The sequence below is a fragment of the Mesorhizobium sp. M0029 genome (genome assembly GCF_040323735.1).
Lineage (GTDB): Bacteria > Pseudomonadota > Alphaproteobacteria > Rhizobiales > Rhizobiaceae > Mesorhizobium.
In genome coordinates, this window is the sequence record NZ_JAMYVF010000011.1 from 64,898 (window position 1) to 82,626 (window position 17,729).

Annotated in this window: 23 protein-coding genes; 18 read left to right on the plus strand and 5 right to left on the minus strand. The window is 62.2% G+C overall.

Annotated elements, in window-relative coordinates; genetic code table 11:
• The 5 genes from NKJ76_RS18930 (at position 1) to NKJ76_RS18950 (ending at position 2,658) form a co-directional block, all read left to right on the plus strand.
• The gene (locus NKJ76_RS18930) at positions 1 to 849 is read left to right on the plus strand and encodes a 23S rRNA (adenine(2030)-N(6))-methyltransferase RlmJ (RefSeq protein ID WP_023684716.1); all 849 of its coding nucleotides are present in this window, start codon (positions 1 to 3) and stop codon (positions 847 to 849) included.
• A 192-nt stretch (positions 850 to 1,041) separates the two neighbouring features.
• On the plus strand, positions 1,042 to 1,218 hold the full coding sequence (locus tag NKJ76_RS18935) for a hypothetical protein (RefSeq protein WP_023829025.1): 177 nt from the start codon (positions 1,042 to 1,044) through the stop codon (positions 1,216 to 1,218).
• Positions 1,170 to 1,517, plus strand: coding sequence for a MarR family transcriptional regulator (locus NKJ76_RS18940; RefSeq protein ID WP_196813743.1), 348 nt, complete (start codon positions 1,170 to 1,172; stop codon positions 1,515 to 1,517). Before NKJ76_RS18935 ends, NKJ76_RS18940 begins: the two co-directional genes overlap by 49 nt.
• 70 nt (positions 1,518 to 1,587) lie before the next feature.
• Positions 1,588 to 2,010: a VOC family protein gene (locus NKJ76_RS18945; RefSeq protein WP_352538091.1), complete on the plus strand. Its 423-nt coding sequence runs from the start codon at positions 1,588 to 1,590 to the stop codon at positions 2,008 to 2,010.
• A gap of 201 nt (positions 2,011 to 2,211) precedes the next feature.
• Positions 2,212 to 2,658 carry a hypothetical protein gene (locus NKJ76_RS18950; RefSeq protein ID WP_023673457.1) on the plus strand — a complete coding sequence of 149 codons (447 nt, stop codon included), beginning with the start codon at positions 2,212 to 2,214 and terminating at the stop codon, positions 2,656 to 2,658.
• Here NKJ76_RS18950 and NKJ76_RS18955 read toward each other — a convergent pair.
• On the minus strand, positions 2,655 to 3,371 hold the full coding sequence (locus NKJ76_RS18955) for a TetR/AcrR family transcriptional regulator (protein ID WP_352538092.1): 717 nt from the start codon (positions 3,369 to 3,371) through the stop codon (positions 2,655 to 2,657). The genes NKJ76_RS18950 and NKJ76_RS18955 overlap by 4 nt on opposite strands.
• A 62-nt stretch (positions 3,372 to 3,433) precedes the next feature.
• Between NKJ76_RS18955 and NKJ76_RS18960 the strand changes: the two genes are divergently transcribed.
• The 3 genes from NKJ76_RS18960 to NKJ76_RS18970 all read left to right on the plus strand — a co-directional run bounded on the left by NKJ76_RS18960 (position 3,434) and on the right by NKJ76_RS18970 (position 5,869).
• Positions 3,434 to 3,961 (plus strand): DinB family protein, encoded by a 528-nt coding sequence (locus tag NKJ76_RS18960; protein WP_352538093.1) that lies wholly within the window; start codon positions 3,434 to 3,436, stop codon positions 3,959 to 3,961.
• Positions 3,962 to 4,542: 581 nt separating this feature from the next.
• A complete protein-coding gene (locus NKJ76_RS18965) occupies positions 4,543 to 4,932 on the plus strand; it encodes a hypothetical protein (protein ID WP_023673454.1) in 390 nt (129 codons plus the stop codon).
• A 340-nt stretch (positions 4,933 to 5,272) separates the two neighbouring features.
• Positions 5,273 to 5,869, plus strand: a complete 597-nt coding sequence (locus tag NKJ76_RS18970) for a glutathione S-transferase family protein (RefSeq protein WP_023689091.1) — start codon at positions 5,273 to 5,275, stop codon at positions 5,867 to 5,869.
• 63 nt (positions 5,870 to 5,932) lie between these two features.
• Here the strand turns inward: NKJ76_RS18970 and NKJ76_RS18975 are convergent, their stop codons facing one another.
• Complete coding sequence (locus NKJ76_RS18975) at positions 5,933 to 6,583, minus strand: outer membrane protein (protein WP_352538094.1); 651 nt, start codon at positions 6,581 to 6,583, stop codon at positions 5,933 to 5,935.
• Between the two features lie 411 nt (positions 6,584 to 6,994).
• On the opposite strand from NKJ76_RS18975, the gene NKJ76_RS18980 reads away from it, so the two are divergent.
• The 6 genes from NKJ76_RS18980 to NKJ76_RS19005 all read left to right on the plus strand — a co-directional run bounded on the left by NKJ76_RS18980 (position 6,995) and on the right by NKJ76_RS19005 (position 12,172).
• On the plus strand, positions 6,995 to 7,759 hold the full coding sequence (locus NKJ76_RS18980; RefSeq protein ID WP_352538095.1) for an SDR family oxidoreductase: 765 nt from the start codon (positions 6,995 to 6,997) through the stop codon (positions 7,757 to 7,759).
• Positions 7,756 to 9,831, plus strand: a complete 2,076-nt coding sequence (gene uvrC / locus NKJ76_RS18985; RefSeq protein WP_352538096.1) for an excinuclease ABC subunit UvrC — start codon at positions 7,756 to 7,758, stop codon at positions 9,829 to 9,831. Before NKJ76_RS18980 ends, uvrC begins: the two co-directional genes overlap by 4 nt.
• 170 nt (positions 9,832 to 10,001) lie before the next feature.
• Positions 10,002 to 10,598: a CDP-diacylglycerol--glycerol-3-phosphate 3-phosphatidyltransferase gene (pgsA, locus tag NKJ76_RS18990; RefSeq protein WP_023831127.1), complete on the plus strand. Its 597-nt coding sequence runs from the start codon at positions 10,002 to 10,004 to the stop codon at positions 10,596 to 10,598.
• A gap of 1 nt (position 10,599) precedes the next feature.
• Positions 10,600 to 10,857, plus strand: coding sequence for a molybdopterin converting factor subunit 1 (gene moaD / locus NKJ76_RS18995; RefSeq protein ID WP_023689089.1), 258 nt, complete (start codon positions 10,600 to 10,602; stop codon positions 10,855 to 10,857).
• 4 nt (positions 10,858 to 10,861) lie between these two features.
• Complete coding sequence (locus NKJ76_RS19000; RefSeq protein ID WP_352538097.1) at positions 10,862 to 11,335, plus strand: molybdenum cofactor biosynthesis protein MoaE; 474 nt, start codon at positions 10,862 to 10,864, stop codon at positions 11,333 to 11,335.
• A 69-nt stretch (positions 11,336 to 11,404) separates the two neighbouring features.
• On the plus strand, positions 11,405 to 12,172 hold the full coding sequence (locus tag NKJ76_RS19005) for a YbaY family lipoprotein (RefSeq protein ID WP_352538098.1): 768 nt from the start codon (positions 11,405 to 11,407) through the stop codon (positions 12,170 to 12,172).
• Between the two features lie 3 nt (positions 12,173 to 12,175).
• Here NKJ76_RS19005 and NKJ76_RS19010 read toward each other — a convergent pair whose 3' ends face one another.
• On the minus strand, positions 12,176 to 12,652 hold the full coding sequence (locus NKJ76_RS19010; RefSeq protein ID WP_352538099.1) for a cupin domain-containing protein: 477 nt from the start codon (positions 12,650 to 12,652) through the stop codon (positions 12,176 to 12,178).
• Between the two features lie 64 nt (positions 12,653 to 12,716).
• Between NKJ76_RS19010 and NKJ76_RS19015 the strand changes: the two genes are divergently transcribed.
• Positions 12,717 to 13,172, plus strand: a complete 456-nt coding sequence (locus NKJ76_RS19015; protein WP_023701901.1) for a MarR family winged helix-turn-helix transcriptional regulator — start codon at positions 12,717 to 12,719, stop codon at positions 13,170 to 13,172.
• Positions 13,173 to 13,258: 86 nt separating this feature from the next.
• On the opposite strand, the gene ndk is transcribed toward NKJ76_RS19015, so the two are convergent.
• Together ndk and bluB are read right to left on the minus strand one after the other, a co-directional pair.
• Complete coding sequence (gene ndk, locus NKJ76_RS19020; RefSeq protein ID WP_352538100.1) at positions 13,259 to 13,681, minus strand: nucleoside-diphosphate kinase; 423 nt, start codon at positions 13,679 to 13,681, stop codon at positions 13,259 to 13,261.
• Positions 13,682 to 14,132: 451 nt separating this feature from the next.
• Positions 14,133 to 14,768 (minus strand): 5,6-dimethylbenzimidazole synthase, encoded by a 636-nt coding sequence (bluB, locus tag NKJ76_RS19025; RefSeq protein WP_352538101.1) that lies wholly within the window; start codon positions 14,766 to 14,768, stop codon positions 14,133 to 14,135.
• A gap of 290 nt (positions 14,769 to 15,058) precedes the next feature.
• Here bluB and NKJ76_RS19030 point away from each other — a divergent pair, with 290 nt between their 5' ends.
• The 3 genes from NKJ76_RS19030 to NKJ76_RS19040 all read left to right on the plus strand — a co-directional run bounded on the left by NKJ76_RS19030 (position 15,059) and on the right by NKJ76_RS19040 (position 17,728).
• Entirely contained in the window at positions 15,059 to 15,571 is a 513-nt protein-coding gene (locus NKJ76_RS19030) for a DinB family protein (protein ID WP_023673440.1), read from the plus strand.
• A 485-nt stretch (positions 15,572 to 16,056) separates the two neighbouring features.
• Entirely contained in the window at positions 16,057 to 16,665 is a 609-nt protein-coding gene (locus NKJ76_RS19035; RefSeq protein WP_352538102.1) for a hypothetical protein, read from the plus strand.
• Between the two features lie 277 nt (positions 16,666 to 16,942).
• Entirely contained in the window at positions 16,943 to 17,728 is a 786-nt protein-coding gene (locus NKJ76_RS19040; RefSeq protein WP_352538103.1) for a GGDEF domain-containing protein, read from the plus strand.
• The last annotated feature ends 1 nt before the right edge of the window (position 17,729 follow it).

A 17,729-nucleotide genomic window follows, 5' to 3' on the forward strand; every position in this document is an offset into this window, starting at 1 on the left:
ATGAACTACCGTCACGCCTATCACGCCGGCAATTTCGCCGACGTCGTCAAGCATGTCGTGCTCAGCCTTCTGCTCGACTATCTGAAGCAGAAGGACAAGGCGTTCCGTGTCGTCGACACTCATGCCGGCATTGGCCGCTACGATCTTTCGTCGGCGGAAGCGCAAAAGACCGGCGAATGGCAAGGCGGCATCGGCCGCCTCATCCACGCCCCGATCGAAAAATCGGCGGCTGCGCTGCTTGCCCCCTATCTTGAAGCGGTGCGTTCGCTCAATCCCGATGGCGGGGTGAAGAAATATCCGGGCTCGCCATTGATCGCCAGGCACCTCATGCGAAAGCAGGACCGGTTGTCGGCGATCGAACTGCACGGCGCAGATGCCGCCAGGCTGAAGACGCTGTTTGCCGGCGATTTCCAGACAAGGGTGATCGAACTCGACGGCTGGCTGGCGCTTGGCGCGCATCTGCCGCCAAAGGAAAAGCGCGGCCTGGTGCTGATCGATCCGCCGTTCGAGGAAGCCGGCGAATTCGACCGCCTGGTCGACGGCATGCAGAAAGCGCACAGGCGCTGGCCGGGTGGCATCTACGCGCTGTGGTATCCGATCAAGGATCGCAAAGCGATCATCGCCTTCCGCAAGGCGCTCAAGCAATCCGGCGTCCCAAAGTTGCTCGACATCGAGTTCGAGATCCGGCCGGCATCGCGTGAACCAAGCCTCGACGGCAGCGGCATGGTGGTGGTCAACCCGCCCTTCACGCTGGAGCGCGAACTGCGCATCGTGCTGCCGGTCCTGCACAGATTGCTGGCGGTCGAAAAGCCGGCGCACTGGTCGCTGGAATGGCTGGCCGGGGAGTAGCGACGCTTCGCAGCGGGCGGCGCCCGCGGCAAAGACACAAAGTCGCTAGAGGTTTTGACGGTGGCGCCATCCGCGAATGCTCAGCTGTGTTCAACGAACCGAAACCATGGAGATGCACATCTAATCGGCTCGGCGTTGACGCTAATCCCAGAATCAGATAGATAGATATCTAATTATTAGATTTCGAATCGAATGCCAAGATCGACAGAAGAGGAACTGGTCAACGCGATAGGCTTCGCGATGTCGCGCTGGCAGGATGCCGTCGAAACGTTCGATGGGACCGTCGCCGAAATCTATGTGCTGAGCGCTGCCGAGCGCCGCTGTCTCGGTGCGATCAATCACGGCCGGCGGGGCCGGCAAACCTCGTAGCGAGGGAGACAAATCTCACGCCGGCGGCGGTCACGACGTTGATCGACCGGCTGGAAAAGCGCGGCTTCGTCAGCCGTCAGCCGGATCCCGATGACAGGCGCAAGGTCATGGTCGCGGCGGGCAAGAAGACCGAGGAACTCGTCCGGCGCTGCTACCATCCGATCCTCGAGGCGGGCGCCGCATTGCTGGAGAATATTCGGCGGCCGAGATGCAGTTTTTGCTCGGCTTATCAAGAGGTCGAAGCGATGCAGAAGGCGCAGACCGAGAGGGTGCGCGGCAAAGCAAAACCGGTGCGTTGAGAGAAGGCATCGGAGGATGGTCCGGCGAAACGCCGGTCCGGTTTCAAGTGTGTACTGTCAAGGAGACCCTATGCCCCGCATGATCTTCGTCAACCTGCCCGTCGCCGATCTCGCTGCGTCGATGGCATTCTACAAAGCCCTCGGCTTCGACAACAACCCGCACTTCACCGACGACACCGCAGCCTGCATGGTGCTGAGCGAAACGATCAACGTCATGCTGCTCACCCATGCCAAATGGCGTCAGTTCACCGATCGCCCCATCCCACCGGCCACCTCGAGCGAGGTTATGCTTGCCGTGTCCTGCGACAGCCGCGCGGCGGTCGATGCGATGAATGAGGCGGCGGCTAAAAATGGCGGCGCCGCCGACATCAACGCCCAGCAGGACTATGGCTTCATGTACAATCGCAGCCTGGCCGATCCTGACGGCCACGTCTGGGAAGCGATGTGGATGGACCCGGCCGCCGTACCGCAGGGCGACGCCAAGCAAAGCTGAACCGGGTTTCGGCGCCCCGCCGGCCATGGCAGGCCGCTTCCTAAATGGGCAAGGCGAGCTTTTTCAAAGGCTCAGAACGTGGTTTCACAGCTTCGCACCGGCAAAACCGGTTGCGGAGCGGGAAACCATCGTCAGCGCGACCGCTTGACCGCGCGCCGCCGAATCCGCAAAGTGGGCGCAGTCGACCTTTGAGAGGCTGCCATGACTCGCTTTGCCAAATCCGCTCTTGCTGCCCTGATTTCGCTTTGCACGCCGCTGGCCGCACCCCTTGGCCAGCCAGCACAGGCCGCCGACCTTTCCGTCTATTCCGACGAGGACAGCGGCGTTTGCGGCGAGGCATGGGTGCTAAGCAAGATCTCCAGCCGCTTCTCCTACCAGGTGCATCACGTGCCGCATCTGCCGGATGTTTCGATCACCGATTTTCAACGCATCCACCAGCATCGCTATCTCCCGGCCAGCGAAGAATGGCCGATCGGCCGCCGCTATTGCGGCGCCACCGTCAGCCTTTCCGATGGCCGCGCCCGCACCATCTGGTACTTGATCGAGGAAGGCCAGGGTTTTGCCTCGATCGGCGACAATGTCGAATTCTGCGTCTCGGGCTTCGACCGCTGGATGGTCTACAACGGCCGCTGCCGCGTCCTGCGCTAAGGTCGGATAAGAACCGCCGTTGAACCTGCCATCTCCCCGCAAGGGGGAGATCTGATGTCGCTCCGGATTCGCCAATCTCCGAACTGCTGCCGCTGCCTCACCCCACCAGATACGTAAGCGCAGATCAGCTCGACCAACTGCTTCTGCAGTTCCGGCGCGTCGAGCATGTCTCGCCGCGCGGCATTGTGGATGACGCCCTCGACCGCTGAGGACAGCACCCGGGCCACGGTCTCATTGTCCTTTCTGCGCCTGCGATATTGCGCCACCGCCGCCGTGTAGTGATCCAGATAGCGCGACTGGAACGAGGCATGGGCGGCGCGTGAGCCGCGATCGCCCGGCGCCTCGTCGAGCAGCACCTGATGCAGCGTCGGATGGATGCTGTGCGCATCGATCATGCCGCGCACCAGCTCCTGCGCGAATCGCTTGAGCGGCTTGTCGCCTTCTGCTGATTCGGCGATCACCGACAGCACCTGATCGAAATGTCGCCGGCGAATTGCTTCGACCAGCGACAGCTTGTCGGGAAAATATTGATAGAGCGAGCCGATGCTGACGCCGGCCGCATCGGCCACCTTGTTGGTGGTGAAGCCGGCCCAGCCGAGCGCGCTTAGAACATGAGCACCGGCTTCGATGATCGCCTCGACCGTCGCTCTCGAACGCGCCTGGCGCGGCTGCTTGCGCATGCGTGAGCGCGGCTTTGCAATGCGAGTAGACATGTCTGCTCCAGCAGCCAAGAATATAGATAATATACTCACATTTTTTGCAAAGGATACAAACCATGGACGCGCTGGATTTGCTCCGCAGCCTCTTCGTTTATCAAGCCTGGGCGAATGGTGAATTGCTGCAGAAGCTTGCGGGCCTCGACCAGCAGGAGCATGTCGATCAGCGCCACACGGCGACCCGTCTCATCAACCACAACCTTGTCGTATCGAAGATATTCGCCGCGCATCTTTCCGGCACGCGTCATGGCTATGCGTCCGACAACACCGAGGACACACCGGCACTCGATGAATTGAGCGCTGATGTCGCTGCGATGGATCGTTGGTATCTCGACTATATCGAAGCCGTCTCGCCAAAGCTCATGTCAGAGCCTGTGCCTTTCACCTTCACCGACGGCGACAGGGCGATGATGTCACGCCAGGAAATGCTGACACATGTCGTCACGCATGGCGGCTATCACCGCGGCGAGATCGGGCGGATCCTGATGCAGATCGGCATTGCGCCGCCGTGGGATACGTTTGCCGCCCACCTCCACCACGCCGAGCCTTCGCGCCGGCCACAGGTGCGCGAGCGGGTTGGCGCTTAGGGGCCTGCACCCCTTGGCTTCCAAGGGATCGCGGCTTCCTGGGAAGGAGGATTCCCCGATCTTCGTTTCCCATTTCCGTTAGGCATCTCTTGCGCCGAAGCTGGCGATCTCCCTTCTCGTCTGGGAAACGTCCGACACAACAGGCTGTCCCTTCAAGTGCTGTCTTTCCTGGCTTCCATCCAACCACTTTCGATATACGAGTAAAAAGCTCGCGTTTAGTTTAGTGCTGTTCCTGCAACCGTGGGGATGAAGCAAGATCAGCCTCTGCGGTGCGATGATTGTTGCCATCCGATAGGCCGCCGATGACCGCGTGAGATCGACGGCGTTGCAAGAGAATGTGAGCTTGACGAGAAGATCGTGTGAGTCGCGATATCAGAGATTTCTCTCGCAATAGTTCGCTGCGAAGCGGGAAGATTCTTTGCCGATTTCTGTGCCGATCATTGCGACCATGCTCTCAGCGTAACCGAAACTTAATCTGCAAAATTCTATGTAATGCTTCGCTGGCTAGATACGCACGAGTCAGATATGCATTAGCTCGCCGGGTCACTCACGGCCATCGGCACAAACGCAAGGGGCATCGCATGGCAAAGACCACGACGAAGGCGCCGGCGGCGAAAGCGCCGGCAAAGAAAGCGGCACCGAAAGCAGCCGCGAAACCTGCAGCAGTAAAGAAGGCAGCACCGAAGGCAGCGGCAAAGCCGGCTGCCAAGGCAGCGGCAAAGCCGGCAGCTAAGGCAGTAGCAAAACCCGCCGCCAAGGCAGCAGCGAAACCCGCCGCCAAGAAGCCGGCCGCCAAGGCTGTGGCGAAGCCTGCTGCGAAGGCAGCAGCCAAGCCCGCCGCCAAGAAGCCGGCAGCCAAGGCAGCGGCAAAACCCGCCGCCAAGGCTCCGATGAAGGCCGCCGCCGCCAAGTCGACGGCAGCTGTGAAGAAGGCTGCACCGGCCAAAAAGCCAGCCGCCAAGAAGAAGTAACAGCGGTCCATCTCAAAGCTCCCGGGAACTTTGCCGACTGGCAGATTCCCGGGAGCTTTTTTGTTGTGATTTAGGTCTTGTTTTGATGCATGTCGTTCTCTCGAAATTGACGCCACTTCTGTGAGACATGCATGGCGATTTCATTGTCGGCGGATTGGCCGCCTGGTTTTGCCCTTCTGGCAGTTGCTCCCTCAGGGAAGATCGGCCAACACTAAGGCGGTCGCATTCGATGGGGTTCAGGCGACGCGCTCTAGACCTTTGTTTTACGCGCGTCGTTCTCAAGACCGGAATCGCATTTTTGAGCGACATGCACTGGCCGTCCGAAAACAGGGAACCGATCATGCCGAAGCTGCTCTACGCGTCCTCATCCCCCTACAGTTCCAAGGTGCGCATGGCAGCACTCCATGCCGGCATTGCCGTCGAGCTCGTGCCGGTCAAGACCGAGGACAAGCCTGCTGAACTGATGTCAGCCAATCCTCTCGGCAAGATTCCGGTGCTGGTGCTCGACGACGGCCGCTCGATCCACGACAGCCGCGCCATCACCCAGCATCTCAACCGCGCTTCGAAGAGCCTGTTGTTGCCGCGCAATGCCGACAAGCGCCTCGAGGCCGAAGTGCTGGAGGCGCTGGCCGACGGCATATGCGACTGCGCGCTGTCGATGGTCTATGAGCGGCGCACGCGTCCGGAGGAGATGGTCTATCAACCCTGGCTCGATCGCCAGTGGACCAAGATCACCGCCGCACTCGATTTCCTCAACGCCAATCCGCCGAAGCTGCCGAAGAAGATCACGCTTGGCCAGTTGGCGTTGCGTGCCTGCCTCGGCTACCTCTCTCTGCGCTTCGCCGGCAAATGGGAAAAGGGCCGGGGCCGCCTGACCCGCTGGGCAGCGCGTTTCGATGAGAAGTTTCCGGGGCTGAAGGTGGCTGTGCCGGCCTGACGGGCGAAACAAAAAAAGCCGGGCGCGAGGCCCGGCTTTCTTGTGTCGTGGCTTGAACGACAGTTAGAACTTCATACCGACGCCGAAGGTGACGCGGTTGTCGCTCTCTTTGACCTTGGTGCCGACACTGTCGAAGCTCTTGGAACCGAAGTCGGTGTAGCGGTACTCGACACGGCCGAACACATTGTCGGTGATCTTGATGTCGGTGCCGACGCCGGCCGTCCAGCCGAGCATGGTGTTGCTGTCGCTACCCAAGGGGGTCGAGACCTTCTGGTTCTTCAGGGCGCCGCCGCCGGTGCCGTAGAGCAGGATTTCCGGGGTCACGGCGTAACCCAGACGGGCGCGCAGCGAGCCTTCGAAGCCGCCCTTGGAATTGACGCCGCCGCTGTCACCCTTGACGCCGTTGTAGCCGAGATCGGCTTCAGCACCGTACACGAAGTTTTCCTGCTGCCACTGATAGCCGCCGAAAACGCCGCCGACAAAGCCCTTGGTCTTGATGTCGGGGCCGCCGTCGTGGACTTTGGCATGACCGCTGAAGCCGTAGCCGGCGCTGAGACCGGCATACGGGCCGGCCCAGGAAGCGACGGGGAGCTCGGCGATCGGGGCCGGTGCCGGGGGTTCTTCCGAGACGACATCGGCAGCAAAAGCGGTACCGCTGAGGGCGAAGAGCCCGAGCGCAACCGCGAGCGGCGCGAATTTGAGATTGGTTTGCATTGTTGTTTACTCCTTAAGCCACAAGACACGTAGGCTTGTTTGTCCTGAGCGCCATCAACCCGTCCGGGGGGTGAAACGGATCTGGCACTCAACGGTTCCGAATGTCGTGTCAAAATGCGGCGGCAGCGAACCTGAAAATGGGTCATTCCCCGGCACGAATGAGGCCGAAGCTTGACGTTGCATCTTCGCAACAGCGAAATGTCAGTACGCAGGCGATGCTGCACTGCACTCGGCTTGGTGCAACGGGTTCAGCGTCCTATATTGCGGTCCTGCCGACCCGAATCCGGGGAGGTCCAGGCGGTGAAAAAGCCATTTCGCCACATTCCTGCCCCAGGTGGAAACGGCATTTAACCCCGGACGCGTCACAATGTGGCGGCTGGCGGAATTGAGGCGCAGATTGAGGATTGACAGATGATCGAAGCCGCCGGAACGGCGCTGGTTACGGGCGGGGCGAAGCGGATCGGCAAGGCGATCGTCGAGGATCTGGCCGCGCACGGTTTTGCCGTCGCCATCCATGCCAACCGCTCGACCGCCGACGCCGACGCGCTGGCTGCGCGCATCAGGGGCGGAGGCGGCCGCGCCGGCGTGGTAGCCGCCGATCTGACCGACATGGATGCGGTTGGCGATCTCGTCGGCCGCGCCGAGGCAGCGCTCGGCCCGGTCACGCTTCTTGTCAACAATGCGTCGCTGTTCGTCGACGATAGCGTCGAGGACTTCGACTGGGCGGCATGGGACCTTCACTTCGCCATCCATGTGAAGGCGCCGGCGCTGTTGGCGCAAAACTTCGCCCGCGCCTTGCCGCAAGGGCGGGAGGGGCTGATCGTCAACATCATCGACCAGCGCGTCTGGCGGCCGACGCCGCGCTATTTCTCCTATGCGCTATCGAAGTCGGCCCTGTGGACGCAGACCGAAATGCTGGCACAGGCGCTCGGTCCGCGCATCCGCGTCAACGCCATCGGTCCGGGTCCAACGCTGAAGAATGCGCGCCAGGAAGATGATGATTTCCAGAAGCAGGTCGATGGCCTGATTCTGAAGCGCGGCCCGCAATTGGCCGAATTCGGCGCCACCATTCGCTATCTCTGGGATGCGCGCTCGGTGACCGGCCAGATGATCGCGCTTGACGGCGGCCAGCATCTTGCATGGCAGACGCCGGATGTGACAGGCATGGTGGAATGAGTCCCGCAGACCAGAAACACAAGACGCGCGCCGGCGCCGCCGACGATATGCCGCCCGACATCGACCTTGAGGATGAAGCGGTCGAGGAGATCGTCGAGCCCGAGGCCACCGGGCCCGATGTCGCCTTCACAGCGATAGACTGGGCGCCGCATGCCGGCGAAGCCGACGGCATGGTCGGCGCCGAGGTCATCCAGACATTGGTCAAGCGGCTGCCCAATGCGCCCGGCGTCTACCGCATGATGAACGCTGCCGGCGACGTGCTTTATGTCGGCAAGGCGCGCAGCCTGAAGAAGCGGGTGACCAACTACGCGCAAGGCCGGTTCCACACCGCCCGCATCGGCCGCATGGTGCGCGAGACATCGACGATGGAGTTCGTCGTCACCCGCACCGAAATCGAAGCGCTGCTGCTCGAGGCCAATCTCATCAAGCGCTTGCGGCCGCGTTTCAATGTGCTGATGCGGGACGACAAGTCGTTCCCTTACATCCTGTTGACCGGCGATCACGTCTCGCCCGGCATCTACAAGCATCGCGGTGCGCGCTCGCGCAAGGGCGACTATTTCGGACCTTTTGCGTCGGCCGGCGCGGTCGGGCGCACCATCAATTCGCTGCAGCGCGCGTTCCTGCTCAGGAGCTGCACCAACTCCTTTTACGAAAACCGCACCCGGCCGTGCCTGCTCTACCAGATCAAGCGCTGTGCCGGTCCCTGCACCGGCGAAATCTCGCATGGCGACTATGCCGAGCTGGTCAGCGAGGCGAAGGATTTTCTGTCCGGCCGCAGCCAGAAGGTGAAGACCGAAATCTCTGCCGCCATGCAGCAGGCCTCGCAGGAGCTCGATTTCGAGCGCGCCGCCATTTATCGCGACCGGTTGGCTGCACTGTCCCATGTGCAGAGCCATCAGGGCATCAACCCGGCCACGGTCGACGAGGCCGATGTCTTTGCCATCCATCAGGAGGGCGGCCAGGTCTGTATCCAGGTGTTTTTCTTCCGCACCGGCCAGAACTGGGGCAACCGCGCCTATTTCCCCAAGGCCGATCCGGCACTGGAGGGGGCGGAAGTGCTGGGCTCGTTCCTGGCGCAGTTCTATGACGACAAGCCGACGCCACGGAACATTCTGCTGTCGCGAGGCGTCCAGGATCAGGAACTGCTGGCCGAAGCGCTGTCCACCCGGGCCGGCCGTAAAGTGTCGATCTCGGTGCCGCAGCGCGGCGAGAAGAAGGATTTGACGGACAACGCGCTGCAGAATGCGCGCGAGGCGCTCGGCCGCCGGCTGGCCGAAACCTCGACGCAAGGCCGGCTGCTCGCCGGCTTTGCCGAGACCTTCGGCCTGCCGAAGCCACCGGTGCGCATCGAGGTCTACGACAATTCGCACATTATGGGCACCAACGCCGTTGGCGCCATGGTCGTCGCCGGGCCGGAAGGGTTTGTGAAGAACCAGTACCGCAAATTCAACATCCGCTCGACCGAGATCACGCCCGGTGACGATTTCGGCATGATGCGCGAGGTGATGGAACGGCGCTTTTCGCGGCTGCTGAAGGAACATGGCGATGTCGTTCCCGACGACGCGGCAGCCGGTGGAGCAGGCGACGACATCGAGGAAGACATCTCCGGCAGCTTCCCGGCCTGGCCGGACGTCATCCTGATCGATGGCGGCCAGGGCCAGATGAGCGCGGTGCGGAAGATCCTCGCCGACCTCGGCATCGAGGATCGCGTGGCGGCCATCGGCATCGCCAAGGGCCAAGACCGCGATGCCGGCCGCGAGCGTTTTTTCGTCAGAGGCAGGGACTCGTTTTCACTCCCCGTGCGGGATCCCGTGCTCTATTTCGTCCAGCGGCTGCGCGACGAGGTCCATCGCTTCGCCATCGGTTCGCACCGCGCGCGGCGCAAGAAGGAATTGGTCAAGAGCCCGCTCGACGAGATCGCCGGCATCGGTCCCGGTCGCAAGCGCGCGCTGCTGCTGGCCTTCGGCACTGCCAAGGCGGTCAGCCGCGCGGCAGTCGAGGATCTGGTCAAGGTCGACGGTATTTCAGAGCAGGTCGCCAAGCTCGTCTACAATCATTTCCATGAGAGCTGAGCGCCGGTGACGCCGCTGTCCCGATGAAATGGCAGCAGCCGTTCTTTTCTCGCAGGCCACTCGAATCCCGGCAATCGCGCGCTATTTTCGTCTGGCCAATCGAATCTCGCCTGTTGACCCCCTACATCCGGTTCTGATTTGAGTACGCAGGCAGAAAGAGTCCCTGAGATATGGCCAAGCGCGCGTTCAACCTGCCCAACATGCTTACCTACGCCCGCATCGTCGCGGTGCCGCTGGTGGTGCTGTGCTTTTTTCTCGAGGGGCATCTGAAATCGAGCGACTTCGCCCGCTGGTCGGCGTTGATCATCTTCCTGCTGGCTTCGATCACCGACTATCTCGACGGCTATCTGGCGCGCGCCTGGCAGCAGACGTCCAACATCGGCAAGATGCTGGACCCGATCGCCGATAAACTGCTGGTCGCCACCTGCCTGCTGCTGCTCGCCGCCGATACGGACCGCCATGCCGGCATCGCAGGCTGGTCGCTGTGGGCGGCAATCATCATCCTGTGCCGCGAAATCCTGGTCTCGGGGCTGCGCGAATATCTGGCGGCATTGAAAGTCTCGGTGCCGGTGACGCAGCTCGCCAAATGGAAGACCGCCATCCAGATGGTCGCCATCGCCTTCCTGCTGGCCGGGCCTGCCGGCGACAAGATCTTGCCGCTGACCACGCAGACCGGACTGGTGCTGCTGTGGATCGCAGCCCTCGTCACGCTCTACACCGGCTACGACTATTTCCGCGCCGGCCTCAAGCACATCATGGACGAGTGAGATGTCGACCAGGCTCATTTATTTCGCCTGGGTGCGCGAACGGATCGGCAAGCCGGAAGAGGATGTCGAACTGCCCGCCGGTATCGAGACGGTGGCCGACCTCCTGCGCTGGCTGAAATCGCGTGGCGAGGAATATGAGCACGCGCTGCAATATCCTGATGTGATCCGCGTCGCCATCAACCAGGAACATGTCGAGCATCGCGAGAAGATAGCCGGCGCGCGCGAGATCGCGCTGTTTCCGCCGATGACCGGGGGCTGACACCATGTCCGGCGCGCCGACGGTGCGCATCCAGCGCGACGATTTCGACGTTGCCGCCGAGATCGCGAAACTGACCGAGGGTCGCGCCGACATCGGCGCCGTGGTGTCCTTCTCAGGACTTTGCCGCGACGAGCAGGGCCAGCTGTCGGCCCTGGAACTCGAGCACTATCCCGGCATGGCCGAGGCCGAAATCACCCGCATCGCCCGCGAGGCACTTCAGCGCTGGCCGCTGCAAGGGCTGACCGTCATCCATCGCCACGGCAAGATCGCACCGGGCGAAAACATCGTGCTGGTGGTGGCAGCGTCCTCGCACCGGCAGGCGGCGTTCGAAGCGGCCAATTTCCTGATGGATTTCCTGAAATCGCGTGCACCCTTCTGGAAGAAGGAGCACCGCGTGGACGGCAGCGATGGCGGCTGGGTCGAGGCCAAGGACGCCGACGACCAGGCTGCGGCGCGCTGGAAGGCGCGGCCCGAATAAATCTCGGCGCAGCCATGTATTGACCGCATTCCCTGGGCCAAATCGCATCGGCAAAAAGGGAGCAAGGGCATGCTGGACAGGATCGCCGAATTCTTCGTCTTCGGTTTTGTGCCGCTGGTTATCGGCGTTCTGGCCGTTCCCGAGCCTTCCGTCGCCGCCGAGAAAACCCTGAAGGGCGAGGTGATGTATCGCGAGCGCATCGCGCTGCCGCCCAACGCCGTGCTGTCGATTCAACTTGCCGATGTATCGCTGGCCGATGCGCCGGCCGCCATTGTCGGCGAGCGCAAGGTAGCGCCGGCCGGCCAGGTGCCGATCAAGTTCGAGATCAGCTTCGATCCAACGGTGATCCGGCCCAACATGACCTATGCGCTGCAGGCGCGCATCATCGCCGACGACAAGCTGCTGTTCGTCACGGACTCGCGCTATCAGGTCGATCCGCTCAGCGAGGCGCCGCAGGCCATTGTGCTGAAAATGGTGGCGCCGAGCGACAAGCCGACCTCGGCCTCGCTGTTCGGCCAGAGCTGGCTAGTCGAGTATATCGATGGTATCGGCGTGATTTCGGAGCCGCAGGCGACGTTCCGGGTCAGCGAAGCCGGCAAGGCGGGCGGCAGCGGCCCGTGCAACGCCTATTTCGCCACCGCCAAGGTCGATGGCGAGACCATCGTCATCAGCGACATCGGCTCGACCTACAAGGCCTGCGCGCCGGAGATCATGGCCGAGGAAAAGGCGCTGTTCGAGGCGCTCGCCAAGGCGGCGTCATACCGTGTCGATGGCGGCAAGCTGATCATCGCCGACAAGGACGGCCACGATATCTTGCGCTTCAACGCAGCGAGCTAAGAATCAAGACTGCGGCGGCGGGGGCGCCGGCGTCAGGCCGAACCGGCGCATCAGGTCCATAAGCCTGGCGCGGTCGGGCGGGCCGCCGGTGCTGAAGATGGCGAAGGCCTCGCGAAAATAGTCCGGACCGATCGCCGCCGGCGTCACCACGCACAGCACCTTGGCGGTCTCGGCGGTATCGTTGTCGAAGCGGTGGACCGCGCCGCGCGGTATGCACAGTGCCTGGCCGAGTCCGATATCGTGCCGTTGTCCGTCGACGGTCAGCGTCAGTACGCCTTCGATCCCGTACATCGTCTCCTCATAGTGATCGTGGCTGTGTGCCGGGGCGAGCAGGCGCTGCGAGCCGGCGACCGTCAGTTCGAAGGCGGCGATGCTGCCGTTCGACTGGTCGCCGGTCAGCAGGAAGCGCACGGCAAGGCCGCCATGGCTGATTGTCTCGTCGGCCGGATTGACGCTGATCTGGCTAGCTCTGTCTAGCATTTCATCCTCCCACGTGGTAAATTGAATTTACCGAAATGAGTAAACTCAATTTACCAGAGTGTCAATGCCATTATCCGCGGAAGAACCGCCAAAGAAGCCACCGCTGATCGGTGCACTGCTGCGCGTTCCGGCCATGGCCATTCACCGCAAGCTGATCAGGGATCTCAGGGCGTCGGGTTTCGAGGACCTCAGCCCGCCGCATATGGCGGTGATCCAATATCCCGGCCCGGATGGCCTTCGGCCGAGCGCGCTCGCCGAGCGCGCCGCGATGAGCAAGCAGGCCATGAATCAACTGCTGAAGACGCTGGAAGCGATGGGTTATATCACTCGCTCGGCGGCACCCGATGAGAGCGGCGGGACCGTCGTCCACTTCACCGACCGCGGGCGCGCCGCATACCAGAAGATGGCCGACATCCTGCTCGACGTCGAACGGGAATGGGCCGAGGAACTGGGCGAGAAGCGTTTCACGGAGCTGAAAACGCTGCTCGGCGACCTCTGGGATACGCCGCTCATCCGTTGAAAGCGGCATGAAGCCGAAGCCGGGACCTGACCAAAGAAAAAGGCCGGCGAAGTGCCGGCCTCTTGCATACATTGGTTCGCGTCGGCTCAGCCGACGATCTCGGTGTCCGAGAACCAGTACTTGATCTCTTCAGCAGCGGTTTCCGGCGCGTCGGAGCCGTGCACGGAATTCTCGCCGATCGACAGCGCGTGGACCTTGCGGATGGTGCCTTCGGCGGCGTTGGCGGGGTTGGTCGCGCCCATAACTTCGCGGTTCCTGGCAATGGCGTTTTCGCCTTCCAGAACTTGCACGATGGTCGGCGCCGACGACATGAATTCCACCAGTTCGCCGAAGAACGGACGATCCTTGTGGACGGCGTAAAAGCCTTCGGCCTCGCGGCGGCTCATCCACACGCGACGTGAGGCGACGACGCGCAGGCCGGCCTCTTCCAGCATCCTGATGATGGCGCCGGTAAGATTGCGCCGGGTCGCGTCCGGCTTGATCATGGAAAAGGTGCGTTCGAGCGCCATGGGGTCGTCCTTGTCTTGAGATGGAAAGTCTTGAGATCGGAATGTGGAGTGGCGGGCTCTATACAAGCCGCCCGGCCCATTGCCAAGGGGAGGCGCCCCGGCAGCGTTATTCGACCGCGACCGCCCGCATGGCTGTTCGCAACGCTGTGGTCAAAGGCAAGGCTTTGCGGGAAAATGGCGATTGCGCAGGCACGCACGGAACGGAAAGACATCGGACCATGTTTGACGGGACGCGCTGGCCCTACCACCACCTCAGGCCGGGCGACATAAAAGGGAGCCTATTGACTATCGGCATTTTTGCTGCCGTGGGCCTTGTTCTGCTGCTCTTTTTGGGTCGCCGCACAAATACGACTTCGGCTTCGGCCCCGAATGGCAATGCACCCCGATGCCGAAGGGCGACCCGATCTGCGTCAAGCTCATCGCCAAGGAAGAGACGAAGTGATCGGCAGCCTTACCGCCTGATCACCACCGGCTGCCGCCGCTGCTCCCAGCCTTCGCGTTCCAGTGTCGGCAGATCATGCTCCTCGCTGGCATAGCCGAGGCAGAAATAGCCGATCAGCGTCCACTCAGGCGGGGTGTCCAGGATTGCGGCCATCTCGGCCGCGTCGAGGATAGACACCCAGCCCATGCCAATGCCTTCCGCCCGCGCCGCCAGCCACAGCGTGTGCACCGCCATGACGGCCGAATAGTCGATGGTTGCCGGCATCGTCATGCGGCCGAGCCCATGGCCCTGTTGCGTCGTGCGGTCGGCGAAAACCGCGAACTGGCAGGGCGCTTCATTGAGACCGGCGAGCTTCAGCCGGGCATAGAGAGCGGCGCGCTCGCCTGAAAAGCATTCAAGAGCCTCGGCATTGCAGCGCTCGAAACAGTCTCTCACCGCGCCCCGCCGCTCGGCGCTCTCGACCACCACGAAGCGCCACGGCTGGCTGAGACCGACGGACGGCGCGACGCTGGCAAGCTCCAGCAGCCGCTCCAGCGTACCCTCGGGCAAAGCCGTCCGCTCGAAGCGCCGCACATCCCGGCGCCAGCGCAGCAGCGTGACCAGCCCGGCGCGAAAATCATCGGTGAAATCGGGGGGTGGTGGCATGGCGATCAGGAGACTTGTGTGGGCAGTAGGCAGTAGGCAGTAGGCAGTAGGCAGTAGGCAGTAGGCAGTAGGCAGTAGGCAGTAGGCAGTAGGCAGTACAGCCCTCAGACCCTATTGCCTACTGCCTATTCCCTAAGCTGCGGCCGCCGCCTCCTTCCAGCAAGGCGGGCTGAACGGACGGGTCGCGTCGTGTCCGGCGAGTTCATAGAACAGAATGGTCATTGGCGGCTGCGTCCTCGCGGTCTAATTAGGCGCCTGCGGCTGAAGCGGAACTCGTCGGCGGGAAAAAGATGAAACAGCATTTCATGATGTTCGCGGCATACAATCAATGGGCCAATGGCCGCATCTACGATGCCGTCGCCGCACTTGACGAAGAAGAGTTCAACCGCGATGTCGGCGCATTTTTCGGCTCGATGATGGGCACGCTCAACCATCTGCTGGCCACCGACCGCATCTGGATGAAACGCTTCACCGGCGAGGGCGACGCGCCGGCAAAACTCGACGCCATCCTGCACCGCGCATTGCCTGGCCTAAAGCTGGCGCGTGAGGCCGAGGACAGGCGGATCGTCGACTGGGTCGGCGGTTTGACCGAAAAGGCTTTGTCCGGCCGCTTCTCCTACATGACCGTTTCCGACATGCGCACCGTCTCGCAGCGGCTGGCGCCGGCGCTGGGACACGTCTTCAACCACCAGACCCATCACCGCGGCCAGGCGCATACCATCCTGACCATTCTCGGCCGGCCTTCGGTGCAGCTCGACCTGGCGTTTTTCCAACGCACCGACGAAGGCCGCGCCTACGCCTGATTTCTTGACCGCGGTTTGCGTTTGAAGACGCCGGAGGCGACATCCCTCGGTGCCTTTGTGCCATCCGTCTGCGACCTGGCCGCCGATACCAGTGAAACGCCTCTGGACGCGACGGACAGCGCCAAAGCCTCAACCTCCAGCCTGAATCCCAAGCCGGGTTTTTGAAGCCCGTGGTTTGCACGACGCTGCCCGGTGGCTTGTGCCGCCCTTTGGCGCCGCCCCTTGCTCGGCCGGCCGCTACAACCTGCTCCATTTTTCAGTAGAGTTTCTATTTAATAAATTCAACAAAGTTTAAATATTGAAGCAAAAACATATTTTTTTTAGAAACCGAGTACACTGATTGAGAACTACAACGGCCTATGTCGAAAAAAATAAAGAAACTATAAGGAAGACTCGTGCGTAGCTGTGAGTGCATAAGCATATGTCTGCTTTGGTTTGCTGGCATGTTGCAATGCACAAAGCAGAACGGCAACAAGGAGAGTGTCATGGTTAATATCACTCAGAAGATCGCTAGAACACTGGCGGCGGGTGCAATTATCGTTATTTTTGCCGCTCCCGCGAATGCAGGAGGCGGAATTGGCGTCGGTGTCGGCGCATCTATCGGCGGTGCTGGCGGCATCAATGCAGGTGCCGGCGCCTCGGTCGGCGGCAGCGGCGGTATCAAGGCGGGTGCTGGCGCAACGGTCGGCGGCAATAGCGGCGTTACTGCGGGCCTCGGCGCCTCAGTCGGCGGTAGCAGCGGCATCAAGGCCGGCGCTGGCGCGACGGTCGGCGGAGCCGGTGGCATCAAGGCCGGTGTTGGGGCCACGGTCGGCGGCAGCGGAGGTATCAAGGCCGGTGTCGGCGTCAACGTCGGCAGCGGCATCAACGTCGGCGTCGGCGTCGGCATTGGCGGAACGCCCGGTACGCCGGGTACGCCCGGCACTCCAGGAACTCCTGGAACACCAGGCACACCTGGGACACCCGGTGTCGTCGCCAGCATGTCGAACAGCCAGCTGACACGTATGAAGAAGCGCTGCGTCGATGTGCTCGCCAGTGAGGGCACCTACGACAGCGATCTGCGGCAGCTATGCCTTATGATCTCGCGTCGCTGAGACAGGTTTCGCCGGGAGTGTCGAACCAGCCGTGAGGCTTTACGGCACTCTCCTACCGCATGGCCCAGACTTCCCGAGGGACATGCGCTGACGAGAAGCCTCCGGCCAGTCGGAAAGCCCGCCGCGCAAGTGGCGGGCTTTTTGTGACCGCCGGCATCTTCACGGCAATCGGTCACACTTTCGATTAACCGTTAACCACATTAGAATTGAAGGCAAGGGTTTAGGGTTTCATTTGTGTTCCCGCTGCAAAATAGCGAACACAGTGGGAGAAATTGGCATGCGGGTCGATCTGTCGCCCACGAGCTGGGGCAGGGTCATAGCAGTCACGGTTGTCGGCACGGCGATCTGCATCGCGGCGGCCTTCCTTGTCGATTCCTACAATTTTCCGTCGCTGTCGCCCGAAGCATTGCGCTGGGCGCAGCTCACCGACCTGTTGCTGCCGCTCGTGCTGGGTGGGTCGTTCTTCTCTTTCCTTATGTACAAGATGCGCCAGCTGGCGATCGCCCAGAAGAATCTGAGCATTGTCGCGGCGACCGACAGCCTGACCGCGGTGTTCAACCGCGGCGCGTTTTCGATGCTGGTCGAGGCCTATCTCGAACAGGCGCGCAGCCAGGCCGTCGTCGATGCCGGCGCCCTGCTGATCGTCGACGCCGATCATTTCAAGACTATCAACGATCGATTGGGCCACGATTGCGGCGATCAAGCGCTCAAGCTGATCGCGCAGACGATCAAGGCTCAGCTGCGCGGCGCCGACATCGTTGGACGCATCGGCGGCGAGGAGTTCGCCATCTTCCTGCCTGGCGCCGACCCGTCGCAGTCCTGGCTGGTTGCTGAGGGGATCCGGCGGCGCATCCGCGAGGTCGAGTTTGCTCCGGGTGGACGGCCCTGTCCGCTCTCGGTGAGCATAGGCGGCGTCGCCTTCACCGGACCGACCACCTATGCCGACATGTTCCTGACGGCCGACCGGCACCTCTACAAGGCCAAGTCCAACGGCCGCGACCAGGTCAGTTTCGAAACGACCGGGCCGCGCGCCCTGCTGGCCGGTGATCCGACGTTGCATTGAA

What these genes read in the sequence shown, in the direction of transcription:
- ndk (WP_352538100.1), bottom strand. Translation starts at nt 13,681, where the DNA reads ATGGCGCTCGAACGCACCTTTTCCATGATCAAGCCGGACGCGACCCGG.
- NKJ76_RS18975 (WP_352538094.1), bottom strand. Translation starts at nt 6,583, where the DNA reads ATGCAAACCAATCTCAAATTCGCGCCGCTCGCGGTTGCGCTCGGGCTC.
- bluB (WP_352538101.1), bottom strand. Translation starts at nt 14,768, where the DNA reads ATGCCACCACCCCCCGATTTCACCGATGATTTTCGCGCCGGGCTGGTC.
- NKJ76_RS19040 (WP_352538103.1), top strand. Translation starts at nt 16,943, where the DNA reads ATGCGGGTCGATCTGTCGCCCACGAGCTGGGGCAGGGTCATAGCAGTC.
- NKJ76_RS18945 (WP_352538091.1), top strand. Translation starts at nt 1,588, where the DNA reads ATGCCCCGCATGATCTTCGTCAACCTGCCCGTCGCCGATCTCGCTGCG.
- NKJ76_RS19010 (WP_352538099.1), bottom strand. Translation starts at nt 12,652, where the DNA reads ATGCTAGACAGAGCTAGCCAGATCAGCGTCAATCCGGCCGACGAGACA.
- NKJ76_RS19005 (WP_352538098.1), top strand. Translation starts at nt 11,405, where the DNA reads ATGCTGGACAGGATCGCCGAATTCTTCGTCTTCGGTTTTGTGCCGCTG.
- moaD (WP_023689089.1), top strand. Translation starts at nt 10,600, where the DNA reads ATGTCGACCAGGCTCATTTATTTCGCCTGGGTGCGCGAACGGATCGGC.
- NKJ76_RS19015 (WP_023701901.1), top strand. Translation starts at nt 12,717, where the DNA reads ATGCCATTATCCGCGGAAGAACCGCCAAAGAAGCCACCGCTGATCGGT.
- pgsA (WP_023831127.1), top strand. Translation starts at nt 10,002, where the DNA reads ATGGCCAAGCGCGCGTTCAACCTGCCCAACATGCTTACCTACGCCCGC.
- NKJ76_RS19000 (WP_352538097.1), top strand. Translation starts at nt 10,862, where the DNA reads ATGTCCGGCGCGCCGACGGTGCGCATCCAGCGCGACGATTTCGACGTT.
- NKJ76_RS18970 (WP_023689091.1), top strand. Translation starts at nt 5,273, where the DNA reads ATGCCGAAGCTGCTCTACGCGTCCTCATCCCCCTACAGTTCCAAGGTG.
- NKJ76_RS18955 (WP_352538092.1), bottom strand. Translation starts at nt 3,371, where the DNA reads ATGTCTACTCGCATTGCAAAGCCGCGCTCACGCATGCGCAAGCAGCCG.
- NKJ76_RS18960 (WP_352538093.1), top strand. Translation starts at nt 3,434, where the DNA reads ATGGACGCGCTGGATTTGCTCCGCAGCCTCTTCGTTTATCAAGCCTGG.
- NKJ76_RS18935 (WP_023829025.1), top strand. Translation starts at nt 1,042, where the DNA reads ATGCCAAGATCGACAGAAGAGGAACTGGTCAACGCGATAGGCTTCGCG.
- NKJ76_RS18930 (WP_023684716.1), top strand. Translation starts at nt 1, where the DNA reads ATGAACTACCGTCACGCCTATCACGCCGGCAATTTCGCCGACGTCGTC.
- uvrC (WP_352538096.1), top strand. Translation starts at nt 7,756, where the DNA reads ATGAGTCCCGCAGACCAGAAACACAAGACGCGCGCCGGCGCCGCCGAC.
- NKJ76_RS19035 (WP_352538102.1), top strand. Translation starts at nt 16,057, where the DNA reads ATGGTTAATATCACTCAGAAGATCGCTAGAACACTGGCGGCGGGTGCA.
- NKJ76_RS18980 (WP_352538095.1), top strand. Translation starts at nt 6,995, where the DNA reads ATGATCGAAGCCGCCGGAACGGCGCTGGTTACGGGCGGGGCGAAGCGG.
- NKJ76_RS19030 (WP_023673440.1), top strand. Translation starts at nt 15,059, where the DNA reads ATGAAACAGCATTTCATGATGTTCGCGGCATACAATCAATGGGCCAAT.
- NKJ76_RS18965 (WP_023673454.1), top strand. Translation starts at nt 4,543, where the DNA reads ATGGCAAAGACCACGACGAAGGCGCCGGCGGCGAAAGCGCCGGCAAAG.
- NKJ76_RS18950 (WP_023673457.1), top strand. Translation starts at nt 2,212, where the DNA reads ATGACTCGCTTTGCCAAATCCGCTCTTGCTGCCCTGATTTCGCTTTGC.